9 protein-coding genes and 1 pseudogene are annotated in these 13,002 nt (G+C 35.5%); 5 read left to right on the plus strand and 5 right to left on the minus strand.

The genetic code is table 11. The features are described from left to right. Window positions 1–9: 9 nt before the first annotated feature. Window positions 10–555, minus strand: a complete 546-nt coding sequence (locus tag AC061E_RS13445) for a 30S ribosomal protein S16 (protein WP_478286698.1) — start codon at window positions 553–555, stop codon at window positions 10–12. A gap of 383 nt (window positions 556–938) precedes the next feature. On the opposite strand from AC061E_RS13445, the gene rbp reads away from it, so the two are divergent. Beyond that, on the plus strand, window positions 939–1,295 hold the full coding sequence (gene rbp, locus AC061E_RS13450; RefSeq protein ID WP_086454735.1) for an RNA-binding regulator: 357 nt from the start codon (window positions 939–941) through the stop codon (window positions 1,293–1,295). 56 nt (window positions 1,296–1,351) lie between these two features. Here rbp and leuB read toward each other — a convergent pair whose 3' ends face one another. The 4 genes from leuB to leuC all read right to left on the minus strand — a co-directional run bounded on the left by leuB (window position 1,352) and on the right by leuC (window position 6,255). Beyond that, entirely contained in the window at window positions 1,352–2,413 is a 1,062-nt protein-coding gene (gene leuB / locus AC061E_RS13455; RefSeq protein ID WP_478286699.1) for a 3-isopropylmalate dehydrogenase, read from the minus strand. A 135-nt stretch (window positions 2,414–2,548) separates the two neighbouring features. Beyond that, window positions 2,549–4,066 (minus strand): hydroxymethylglutaryl-CoA lyase-like TIM-barrel protein, encoded by a 1,518-nt coding sequence (locus tag AC061E_RS13460; RefSeq protein WP_478286700.1) that lies wholly within the window; start codon window positions 4,064–4,066, stop codon window positions 2,549–2,551. 85 nt (window positions 4,067–4,151) lie between these two features. Continuing rightward, window positions 4,152–4,748, minus strand: a complete 597-nt coding sequence (gene leuD, locus AC061E_RS13465; protein ID WP_478286701.1) for a 3-isopropylmalate dehydratase small subunit — start codon at window positions 4,746–4,748, stop codon at window positions 4,152–4,154. Window positions 4,749–4,860: 112 nt separating this feature from the next. Further along, a complete protein-coding gene (leuC, locus tag AC061E_RS13470; protein ID WP_478286702.1) occupies window positions 4,861–6,255 on the minus strand; it encodes a 3-isopropylmalate dehydratase large subunit in 1,395 nt (464 codons plus the stop codon). A gap of 708 nt (window positions 6,256–6,963) precedes the next feature. On the opposite strand from leuC, the gene AC061E_RS13475 reads away from it, so the two are divergent. The 4 genes and pseudogenes from AC061E_RS13475 to AC061E_RS13485 all read left to right on the plus strand — a co-directional run. Beyond that, the gene (locus AC061E_RS13475) at window positions 6,964–8,040 is read left to right on the plus strand and encodes a helix-turn-helix transcriptional regulator (RefSeq protein WP_478286703.1); all 1,077 of its coding nucleotides are present in this window, start codon (window positions 6,964–6,966) and stop codon (window positions 8,038–8,040) included. Window positions 8,041–8,269: 229 nt separating this feature from the next. After that, entirely contained in the window at window positions 8,270–8,395 is a 126-nt protein-coding gene (locus AC061E_RS16700; protein ID WP_502306423.1) for a T9SS type A sorting domain-containing protein, read from the plus strand. Between the two features lie 339 nt (window positions 8,396–8,734). Next, complete coding sequence (locus AC061E_RS13480) at window positions 8,735–9,616, plus strand: tail fiber protein (protein ID WP_478286704.1); 882 nt, start codon at window positions 8,735–8,737, stop codon at window positions 9,614–9,616. Window positions 9,617–9,625: 9 nt separating this feature from the next. Next, a pseudogene (locus AC061E_RS13485) lies at window positions 9,626–13,002 on the plus strand (LamG-like jellyroll fold domain-containing protein); the annotation flags it as partial.

Consider the following 13,002-nt stretch of genomic DNA (forward strand, 5'->3'; position numbering starts at 1 on the left):
CCTTCTAAATTATGCTTCAGTAGTTTCGTTGTTTTCTTCAGCAGCAGGAGCCTCTTCAGCAACTTCTTCAACAGCAGGAGTTGCAGCAGCAATAGCATCTGCTTCTGCTTGTGCAGCAGCAGCTAAACGTTTTGCATTTACTTCTTGTTCTGCTTTGAAAGCTTTAGCTTTATCAGCAGCTTGAGCTTTAGTCAAACCTTCTTTTTTAGCGTCAACTTTACCAGCTTTAGCTTCTAACCAAGCCGCTAATTTTGCATCAGCTTGCTCTTGTGTTAAAGCACCTTTGCGAATACCTCCATCAAGGTGGTGTTTCAATAAAGCACCTTTGTAAGAAAGAATTGCTTTTGCAGTATCTGTAGGTTGTGCACCATTGTGTAGCCATTTTACTGCGCTTTCAAGGTTTAACTCGATAGTCGCTGGGTTAGTGTTAGGATTGTAAGTACCAATTTTTTCTAAGTATTTACCATCTCTTTTTGAGCGTGCATCTGCAGCTACAACCCAGTAAAAAGGTTTTTGTTTTTTACCGTGTCTTTGTAATCTAATTTTTACTGACATAATCTTGTGATTAAATTTTGAGGTACTCGACCTCGATTAATTAAGGGTGCAAAGATACATTTTTTATTCAAAATTACTACTGTGAATTTTAAAATAATGTAAAGTAATAGGTTAGGTGATTTTATTGTTATTTTTTGGTAAATGGATTTTTAGTTTTTCATCAGCTAAGTCGCTGTTAAATAATTTTTTTAAACTTTTTTTTGGGGTTGTTTTTTTGTTTTTGAAATAAAACAAGGGTAGTTTTAGAAAAACAAAGACCAGTTTGTTGTATTTATTTCTTAGTTTCAAAAACGCAAATTCAAAATAAAATCATAAATAAGCTAATATATAGTAGATTAGAGAAAAATAGCAGTACATTTGTTGTATTATTTAAATAAGTACATATGAATATTTTTGTTGGAAGCCTTCCATTCAGTATTGAGGAAGCAGATTTAAGAGAGTCTTTCGAGGCTTACGGAGCAGTTGATTCAGTTAAAATTATCTCAGATAAATTTACAGGAAGAAGTAAAGGATTCGGTTTTGTTGAGATGCCAAATGATGATGAAGCTCAAAAAGCAATTGACGAGTTGAACGGTGCTACTGTTCAAGGACGTGCAATTGTAGTAAACAAATCTGAGCCTAAACCAGAAGGTGAAAGAAGAAGTTTTAATAACAACCGTGGAGGTGACTCTCGTGGTGGTTATGGTGGAAACAGCCGTGGTGGAGACAACCGTGGTGGTGGAAACAGAGGAGGATATTAATATTTTTTTCTAGCTATAAAAAAAGGTGTCAATGTAAATTGACACCTTTTTTGTTCTTATAGGTTTGCAACAAGCCAGTCACCCACTTCGCTTGTTTTATAAGCTTTGTTTCCTTTGCTGACTAAATCCTCCGTTACTATTCCTTGTTCTAGGGAACTATTTACAACTGCTCTTATAGCTTCTGCCTCTTCTTTTAATCCAAAAGCATCCTCAAACATCATGGCTGCGGATAAAATTGTAGCCAGTGGATTTGCAATATTGAGCCCCGTTGCTTGAGGGTATGATCCGTGGATGGGTTCGTATAACGAAGTATGTTCTCCCACAGATGCAGAAGGCATTAATCCCATAGATCCTGATATTACCGAAGCTTCATCCGTTAATATATCACCAAATAGATTTTCAGTAATCAACACATCATAAGAATTGGGCCATTGCACTAGTCGCATGGCTACAGCATCAACAAATTCATAGGAAACCGAAACTTCTGGATAGTCTTTTTCCATAGCTTGAACAGTTTCTCTCCATAGTCTGGAAGTTTCCATAACGTTAGCTTTGTCCACACAACATAGTTTTTTAGAACGGCTCATAGCCAATTCAAAGCCTTTTTTTGCCAGTCGTTTCACTTCTGCTCTTGTATAAGTACAAGTGTCGTATGCGGTTTCGCCATCGTCTAATCTTCCTTTATCACCAAAATAGATCCCACCAGTTAATTCTCTTAGGAAAATCAAGTCTGTTCCCTCTATGCGTTCTCGTTTTAATGGTGAATTATCAATCAAAGACGGGAAAGTAAAAGTAGGTCTCACATTAGCAAATAAGCCTAATTTTTTTCGCATGAGCAACAATCCTTGTTCTGGTCGCACCGTTGCGGTTGGGTCATTGTCGTATTTTGGATGACCAATAGCTCCAAACAGTACTGCATCTGCAGCAAGACAGATTTCATGGGTTTCATCTGGATAAGGAACGCCCACCGCATCAATAGCACATGCACCTGTTAATGCTGGTGTCCAAGTGATTTCGTGCTTGAATTTTTTAGCAATGGCGTCAGAAACTTTTACGGCTTCGTTGATTACTTCGGGTCCAATTCCGTCTCCGGCTAAAAGGGCTATGTTTAATTTCATTTTTTAAGTATTTTTTATTTTAAGGTTCAGTGGTAAAGGGACAAAGGTTCAAAGGATCAAGAATTTAAAGGTTTAGAGTCAAAGCAATAAAGAAAAAACTTTGAACCTTTGTCACTCTGAGTCTTTGTACTTTTTTTAAGGAATAACATTCAGCATTTTTTGAGTTGCAATGATAGCTGCAACGGTCTGGTCAGAATCTAATCCTCGTGTTTTGAATTCTTTTCCACTGTTTTGCCATGTTATTACGGTTTCGCATAACGCATCAGAACTACTTCCTGGTGGTATTCTCACAGCATAATCTATCAACTGTGGCAAATTTAAATTCTTGCTTTTGTATATTTTTGCTAGTGCATTCATAAAAGCATCAAACTGTCCGTCGCCTTGCGCATGTTCTTCAATAACTTCTCCATCAATTTTTAGTGATAGGGTGGTTGAGGGTCTTAAACCTTTGGCATGAGATAAGATGTAGGATTCCACAATTATTTTATCTTGGTAGGTTTGGCTGTCCAAAACATCAGATATAATATAGGGCAAGTCTTCTTTAGTAACGGTTTCTTTTTTATCCCCTAATTCAATTATGCGTTGCGTAACTAATTTTAAATCCTCAGGATTTAATTGAAGGCCTAATTCCTGAAGATTCTTTTCAATATTGGCTTTGCCAGATGTTTTTCCAAGGGCATACTTTCTTTTTCTACCAAAACGTTCTGGTAATAAATCGTTAAAATAAAGGTTGTTTTTATTATCGCCATCGGCGTGAATTCCGGCTGTTTGTGTAAATACATTATCGCCTACTATAGGTTTGTTTGCAGGAATTCTATAGCCTGTAAAAGTTTCGACCAACTTACTCACAGAATATAAGGATGATTCTTTTACGCCAATTGCTATTTCCGGGAAAAAGTCATTGATTACGGCAACGGCACTTTCTAGAGGTGCGTTTCCAGCACGCTCTCCCATGCCATTTACGGTAACGTGTAAACCATGAATGCCGCCTTTAATGGCTTCCATGACATTAGCAATACTTAGATCATAATCATTGTGGGCATGAAAATCAAAATGGATAGAAGGATATCGAGTTGTGATTTTCGAAATGAATTCAAATGTTTCTGATGGAATTAATACCCCAAGTGTATCTGGAAGTAAGATTCTTTTCACGGGTTGTTGTGTCAGGAAATCTAAATATTGAAAAACATATTCAGGGGAATTACGCATTCCGTTACTCCAATCTTCTAAATAGACATTGGTCTCAATATTATTTTCTTGAGCCAAAGTTATGGTTTGAGCAATTTCATTAAAATGCTGTTCGGGTGTTTTTTTTAATTGATGTGTTAAATGATTTAAAGATCCTTTGGTTAATAAATTTTGAACTTTAGCACCTGTTTTTTTCATCCATTCAATAGATAATCCGCCATCTACAAAAGTGAGTACTTCTATTCTATCCGTGTAATTTTGTTTATTGGCCCAAGCCATAATGCCTTTCACTCCTTGAAATTCTCCGTCGCTCACTCGTGCAGAGGCAATTTCTATACGGTCAATATTTAATTCTTCGATCAATAATTGTGCAATGGTCAATTTTTCTGCAGCAGAAAAGGATACCCCAGAGGTTTGTTCACCATCACGGAGCGTTGTGTCCATTATTTCAATTTTTCTTTTCATCGTTGTAAATTTGGAACCCAAAAAATTCAGCTCTTTTCAAGCTAGGTTTTAGGATTTAAAATAGTGCTTAGTGTTGTGTTTTTAATTAAAAGGGACGTGTGCTTGCATATACTTCAATATCTTCTTTAATGTTTTGTAAGTAATCAATATCATCAAAACCGTTGAGCATGTTGTTCTTTTTGTAGCCGTTAATGGCAAAAGATTCTTGCTGACCTGTGGCTAATAATGTGATGGTTTGGTTTGGTAAGTTGATTTCTAATTCAGTATTAGGATTTTCTTCGATTGCTTTGAAAATCGTTTCAGCAAATTCTGGACTCACTTGCACAGGCAAAACACCAATATTTAGACAGTTTCCTTTAAAAATATCTGCAAAAAAACTAGATACAACTGCTCTAAAACCGTAATCATATACCGCCCATGCGGCGTGTTCACGAGAGGAGCCTGAACCAAAATTTTTCCCACCCACTAAAATTTTTCCACTGTAGGTGCTGTCATTTAAAACGAAATCTTTTTTGGGAGATTCATCCGAGTTGTATCGCCAATCTCTAAATAAGTTGTCGCCAAAGCCAACGCGCTCAGTAGCTTTTAAGAAACGGGCTGGAATGATTTGATCGGTATCAACGTTTTCTATCGGCAGTGGGACTGCGCTACTAGTTAGTATATTAAATTTATCGTATGCCATTTTTATTTTTTATTTTAGGTTTTTTCTAGAAACACAAATCATCACTAGTTAAAACTTTTTTACTTTTTAATTCTTTTTTGAAACAGTTATTGCCATTGAAATTGACATTCAGCTAGAACAAATCTCTTGGGTCTGTAAGTTTTCCAGTAACTGCAGCAGCTGCAGCCATAATAGGACTCGCTAATAACGTTCTAGAACCAGGACCTTGACGGCCTTCGAAGTTTCTGTTGGATGTACTTACTGCATATTTTCCGGCTGGAACTTTATCATCGTTCATTGCCAAACAAGCCGAACAACCCGGCTGGCGTAATACAAAACCAGCTTCGGTAAGAATGTCCAAAAGTCCTTCTTCTTTAATTTGAGCTTCTACAACATGAGAACCTGGAACCAACCAAGCGGTAACATTGTCTGCTTTTTTTCTACCTTTTACAATTTCTGTAAAAGCTCTAAAATCTTCAATACGACCGTTAGTGCAGCTCCCTAAGAAAACATAATCAATTGGTTTGCCTATCATCACATCATCTTCTTGAAAACCCATGTAGGCCAATGATTTTTTATAGGTTTCGGCGCCACCTTCTACTCGGTTGGCGTTTGGAATATTTTTTGAGATCCCAATTCCCATCCCTGGATTAGTTCCGTAAGTAATCATTGGCTCGATATCTGCTGCATCGATATTTAATTCAGCATCAAAAATAGCATCAGCATCGGTTTTTAAGGTTTTCCAATATGCAACGGCTTTTGTCCAAGCTTCGTCTTTTGGAGCGTATAATCGTCCTTCTAGGAAATCAAATGTTTTTTGATCTGGAGCAATCATGCCACCACGAGCACCCATTTCGATACTTAGGTTACAAACAGTCATACGGCCTTCCATAGACATTTCTTCAAAAACATTTCCTGCGTACTCAACAAAATAGCCTGTTCCTCCAGAAGTAGTCAGTTGAGATATGATATAAAGCGCTACATCTTTCGCTCCTACGCCTTTGCTTAATGTTCCGTTTACATTAATGCGCATTTTTTTTGGTTTGGGTTGCATGATGCATTGGGTAGCCAAAACCATTTCGACCTCAGAAGTTCCTATTCCAAAAGCGATTGCCCCAAAAGCACCGTGTGTTGAGGTGTGCGAATCTCCACAAACTATTGTGGCTCCTGGAAGGGTAATGCCGTTTTCTGGCCCTACAACATGCACAATTCCGTTTTTGTGATGTCCTAATCCCCAGTGTGAAATGCCGTACGTGGCTGCATTATCCTCCAAGGCTTGCAATTGATTTGCTGATAGAGGATCAACAACAGGTAGATGTTGGTTTATAGTTGGGGTATTGTGATCTGCAGTGGCAAAAGTACGCTCTGGGTATAAAACCGTTACATTTCTAGCTTTTAATCCTAAAAAAGCTACTGGACTTGTAACCTCATGAATGAAATGGCGGTCAATAAAAAACACATCTGGTCCATCTTCTATTTTGCGCACCACGTGTGCATCCCATACTTTGTCAAATAATGTAGTACTCATTGTATAAATTTTAGTTTTGTGGCCAAATAGACCTTAGGATAATCAAGAACACAAAACTAAAAAAAGGAGTTAATGTATATTTTTGATTTTTCCAATTTATACGATGCCCAACAAGACTTTGTATATAGGAATGAAAATGAAATTGTATTTTTTATTTTAAGAATCTCCTTTTGTTTTTAATTTAATTCTCTTTTTTGGAAGTTTGTGTTTTGAAAAGTAGTCGCTTTATATAATTTGTACTTTTATCGTTTTTAGGTTGTAGAAACGGCCTTTTAACTTTAAAAAATGTCACTTTTTAAATTAAAACAATCATAATTAGTAGGTTTTATGTTTTGTTGTTGCATAAAGCTTTTTTACAGATTTTGAAATTTACTTCCTATAAAATAGGGAATTTTACATTTGTTTTAAATATCAATTTTACGACATCCAAAAGGAAAACATTACTATTGTTTTTTTTAAAATTACTAATAGGGTTTAGTCTCAATTAAAAAAGTGAGTGGCGCTGTCTGCTCAAAATAGAGAAGTAATAGACAATTAAGCGGCTATTGACTTATGTAAAATAATCATGTGGTATTTCTAACATTAAATAAATTTTGTTAATTTGCTTAGAATTTATTCTTGTATGATATGGTTTTTATTTTTTTAAGAATTGTATTCTTAGAAATCTTATTGAAAAGGTACTGTTACTAGGATATGTAAATCAAAAACATGAATTTAACAAAGTGGTTTCAATTTATCAAACCTAATTTCAATTTCTATAGGGATGGTTTTTTTGAGTTTCCTTTTTTGGCCAATACGCCACAATTGTTTATCGAGAGTACCATAAAATCTCCTGGAAGCACGCATGATGCGAAAGAACAAGTTGTTTATAGAAACAATCCATTTATAAAAGGAGAAATGCGTTATCGAGAAATCGATGAAGGTCTTTGGCTTACTATTACTACTGTGGATTTCAAATACAATACATTAATTAAATCAATGTATGCCAAGAATATTCCTAGTGAGCATTATTCCGTCACATTTACCGTTTTTGACAGCGAAGTTAAACTTCAAAATATGTTTATTGATAAAATGCCTTTCCAAAATAAATTTTGGGGTTTCAAAAAACCTGGAGTTGACGTTGGGGCGTGTTTTTACAAGGGATCAAAATGTCAATTTTATATCTATTATGTAAGTCCAAGTTGGATCGATAATAATATTCCTCTGGAGCAATTAGATACAAATATTCCGTTTAAAAAGTTTTTAGATTCAAACAAAGGTTTTATATCCTATCGAGATATTGTACCAAATGCGGAAGAATTGTCTCGTGAGATTTTAAATACTTTTAAAACATTTAATAGTGATGTTTTTAATAAAACAATTTTAAAAGCACAATCATTGAGCTTATTGTCTTCGTTTTTTAAGAACGTTTTTGCAGACATCCGTAATGACGATTACGAAGAAAAGGGTTCTGTTGATTATAAAAAAATAGCGAAATGTGAGTTGCTGATTTCAACAAATTTATCCAAACCTTTTATAGGAATTGATGCACTTGCCGAGAAATTTCATATATCTACTTCGAAATTAAAAACTGACTTCAAATCCGTTTACGGAACGTCAATACTTCAATACAATATCGATAAAAAAATGCAGTTGGCTATGCAATTAATCTTAAATACTGATATGCAAATCAAAAACATTGCTCAAGAAGTGGGTTATGAAAGTCATAGCAAGTTTAGTGCTGCTTTTAAAAAAAAATATGGAAAAATTCCTTCAGAATTACGTCCAGAGAGTACTGTTGAATAAACGGTTTTGTTGTTTCCAAAAACAGCTAAAACGATATGCATTTAAGAGATTAATCCATAACGGATTTATGAAAGTTTAATTTTTTTTTAAGATTAAACACTTGGTACTATTAATTTTGATGCTAAAAACAATGCATTTCTTTATTCAAATCCGGTTGATAATGAATGTTCATGCAATTAAATAATGCAGATAAAATTACTATTTAGCTTTTGGATACTACTGGATAAGTATTGATTCAAAAAAAGTAACTGCAGTAGAAAGCAGTATCAATACAAGTAATTTAGCAACAGGATTATGCGTTGTTAAAGTAAATTCAAGCATAGGCGTAATTACAAAAAAAGTAATTAAAAAATAATAGTTTTAGATAGTTTTGATTATTGAGAAGGTTTGCTGTAATGGTAAGCCTTTTTTGTATAAATGAAACTTGTATAACCTATTACTCGGAAAACTCACTTAACATCCTATCTGATTGATAAAAATACCTATAGCCTAAATTGTCGCATTTGAAAAAAGTTATAAAAATGTCCGAATGGGCTATCGATTTGTCTAAATGGGCTACTCGAATTATTCTTTGAAAGAGTAGTTTCGCTAACTAATTATTATTCATTTTAAGGAGAGCATAACATACAAACAATTATTTGTATAAGATGAATCTTATTTTAACATATTTAAAGAACATAAAAACAAATCTATTATGAGAACAAAATTACTTTCAATTTTAATGTTGCTTACAGTAGCAATCAATTACGGGCAATCATCTGCAAATGTGGCTGGAATTGCTATTCAAGGAATTGCAAGAGATAATAACAATATTGCAAGAACTAGTTCAACTATAAGTTTGACTTTTCGTATTTATTACGGTTCTAATGTTGCTATTTATGAAGTTACTAAAACAGTTACTACAGATGCTTTTGGTGTTTTTTCAGCAGTTTTGGAACCAGGAGAAACTAATAATATAGTGATAGCCAATACGCAGGCCTATCTAAAAATTTCTGAAGGAACCACAATTATTTCTGATGAAAAATTAAAACAAGTGCCTTATGCCATTGCTGCTAGTAATGGTGTGCCAACAGGTTCTATCATGCCATACATCGGTACTAATGCACCAGCTGGATGGGTAATGTGTGATGGATCTCCCTTACCTGGAGATGGTTCAGAAAAGGCATTACAAGAACTTCTAGGAGGTAGCGCTATTAAAAATGCTCCAGATTTACGAGGGATGTTTTTAAGAGGTGCAGGTCAAAACGGTAATGGTACTAATGCCGCAGAAATACAACCAAATAATTTAAAAGCTGTTCAAAGTTCTGATAATAAAAGCCATAATCATACTGGGAATTCAGCTGGGGAGCACACGCACTCTATTGAGAGAACAAGTAATCCTGGGCCAGGAGAAGCATATGACCCTGGTGACCTTAATTCTACTAAGAACTTAGCTGCAACCACAGACCGTCGTTTCACTCCACGAAGGGATTTTAATGTATCTAACAGCGGTGAGCATACACACACCATTAATTCTTCAGGAGTTTCAGAAAGCCGCCCAATAAATTACGGTGTGAACTATATCATTAAATTATAAGTTATAATTATGAAAAAAATAATTATAGCTTTATTCCTAGGGCTCATCGCCACAGGACTGAGAGCACAAAATACCGAAGGGGCTAAAATAGTTCCCGTCTCTCAGGCTATCCAAAAAAACGGGTTTACCATTCAGGTAGGGCTTCCTTATTTAGGGCAAAATCAAAATACTTCAACTCGAGTAATACAACCTGGAGATATACGTTTTCCGTGGGACGCATTATACATTTTTTCTACTTTTGCAGAAGAATCTTTTGATGTTTCCAAGGGGTATTTTGGTGATAAAATATTGATAAGTTGGGATTTGAGGAGTAATTTTGACAAAATTAAGAATATAAAAATCTACAAAAGAGAATACAATGTGGCACAAGATAAACCCTATCAATTTATAGGAAGTGTTTCTCCCAGTGTAACGCAATATGAAGATCGCTATGCAGAAGGTGGTGTATTATTTCAATATAAAATTGTAGCGGAAGGCGTAAGTAAAATAGAAAGTTTGTACGCTACTTATATTACTGGCTTTGGGTATAGAAACCCAACGGCTGTCGTAACAGGAAACGTGAGCTACAAAGGAGGAAATCCCGTAAAAGATGTAATTGTAATGGCTAGTTCTGCCGGAACAAGTGTCAATCAAGGGAGTTCCTTGTTGATCCCTGCTGCATCAAGTTTGAAAATCGAAGATACAAACAAAGCAATTACTACTGCGGTAACCTACCAAGCTTGGGTAAAACCAAAAACGGCTTATACGGATGATGCAGGAACTCCGATTAAGTTGTTTCAACTAAAGAGTGCAGACGACCATACTATTGAAGCTTCGGTAAAATTGAAAGCTACTGCAAAAAAACTAGAAATAACCATTGGAGGTAGTTTATATGTTTTGGATAATTACTACCCGTCTGGTGCTATTAATAGAAAAGGCGATGATGTGATGGTTCCTATTTCGAATTTCAATAGCAATTTTGTACATTTTTCCGTCATCATGAAAGATGGTGTTGTGCCTACCTTATTGATTAATGGTAGAGCGATAACAACAGCATACAAAAATACGGTTAATACAAAACTGACTGGAATTGATCTAAGCTACACTGCTCCCTACTTTAATGTTACCATTCCAACAGCAACCAACACTTTAAAAGTGGGTGGTACGGATACACAATGGAAAAACATTTATACAGGTGGCGGAAGAGATGCTTATCACGATGAAGTTAGAGTTTGGAAAGCGGCGTTGGAAGAGCAACAAATCCGTACGGATTATTCCCGTTACATCAGTGGGAACGATTCTCGTTTGGTAGCGTATTTAAGAGCTAATGAAAAAGTAGGTCAATTTGCTTATGATTTATCTAGAGATGGATTTAATTATAATAAAAACCACGGAAAATTAGGCAACTCAGCTATTGAAGTTACTTGGGCTACTGGTTTAGGAGATTTTCCAACAAGCAGTCAACTTGGTATTCTAGGAGTTACAGATGCAAAAGGAAACTACGAGATCACGGCTATACCATACTCTGGTACGGGTGAATCTTTTTCCATAACACCTTTATATGGACAACATAAATTTGAACCAGGCCAACAATTGGTATTTTTAGGGCAAGGTTCTGAGGTGGTTAATAAAATTACCTTTATAGACAATTCTTCTTTTAGTTTCAAAGGAATAATACAATATGACACAAGAGGTGTGTTCCCTTCGTATGTAGATATTGATACTAAATTACCTTCTAACAAAGGAACATCTTGGATAGAAGGCCCTGGGATTTTAGACGAGGGGTACAATTATTATACAAAAGGAAACGAAAAATTCTCCAAAGGAGAATATTGGTTAAACAACAATGGAACGCCGACGGATACTAAAGACGATTACTTAGATCGATACGCTAGTATTAAAACCCAAGGTGCAAATGTCTATATCGACGGAAATATTGTTTTGGATGAAAACAGTATGCCAGTAGTTTCTGATGATGTCGGCTATTTTGATGTCAGCGTCCCTATTGGAAATCATTATATCACTGTAAAAAAAGATGGTCATGAGTTCACCTACAGCGGTCGATTCCCTGCCGCATCAGGTGCAACCAAAGAATTTTTTGAAGATTCAAATGAACCAGTTGTTTTTGTTAATAACACACGCGTTACCGTAATCGGAAAAGTAGTTGGTGGATCCGTAGAAGCGGCTAAAAAAACTGGTTTTGGAGAAGCTGGTCTTAAAACAGTATCTGCAAAGAATGCTAACGGAGAAACGAAAACCATTGATGTGAGTACTCGTAACAATATTGGAGTCGCGGCATTTACTTTAGGATATGCTCCTCTAGGTGCGGCTGTTACACCTTATACAAAGGCCAAATTCAATACCAATCAGACATCGGGAGAATATCGTGTGGCGGTTTTGCCTTTGCAATATGAATTGACTAGTTTAAATATTATTAAAAATAAAGATGGGATTAAATTGCTAGGGGATACAAGAGAAACACTTAATTTTTCTAAAGTAGAAGCACCTACAAAACCTGTTTTTACGTACACCGACGACGGAGTAGAAACAAATTTAGAAGGAAAACCCTATCATTACGAAAAAAGTTTTGTTTACAGATCTACTCCCGTTTTGCAAGTAAATGAGCAAAGTTCGGATAAAAAAATTGAAGTAGACGGAGAAAGTATTGAAATTACCGATTTTACGACTCCAGTTTATACTCAATTTGTCTCTTATTATATTGTGTTAAATCGTTTTGAAAGGTATACTAATTATGATGGCGATACTCCTGTAGCAGTAATAGTGCCTGTTAGTGATGGCCAATTGATTATAAACAATAATTTGGCATTAGTCGATTCAGAAACGATGGATGACGATTCAAATGATAAAAGCAAATTAAAATATAATTTTAAAGCAGGATTGCCATCGATTGCACCTCCATTTACAATCACAAGTAGTTTAAAATACCGTATTAATGAGGTAGATTATGCTGTTGAAGGCTATAAACCAACTGGAATTATCTTAGGAGGCGTGAGTGATGGTAGTCAGACATTTGTAACAGCTGCACCAGATATTCCTGAGATTATTTTAAGAGATCCTCCAGGGTCCAACAGTTTTGCTTCTATTGAAGCAGGGGAGAGTATTTCTTTTACTACCGAAACTTCGTTAGGAAATTCTGAAGGAGTAAATAATAATGTTCAAATAAAGGCAGGAGCAACATTTACAGCGGGGGGTGGATTAGCTGGTCCTGTCATCTCATCCAAGAATACTAATAGTATTAGTACTGGTATTAATTTGAAACATACTTCAAACGATGGAAAAAGCCTAACGAAAACCTATACGTTTAGTCAAACCATTTCAACCAGTAGTGATCCTCATTTTGTAGGTTCTATGGGCGATCTCTATATAGGAAATTCTAAAAACCAATT

The sequence above is a fragment of the Flavobacterium sp. GNP011 genome (assembly GCF_056428925.1).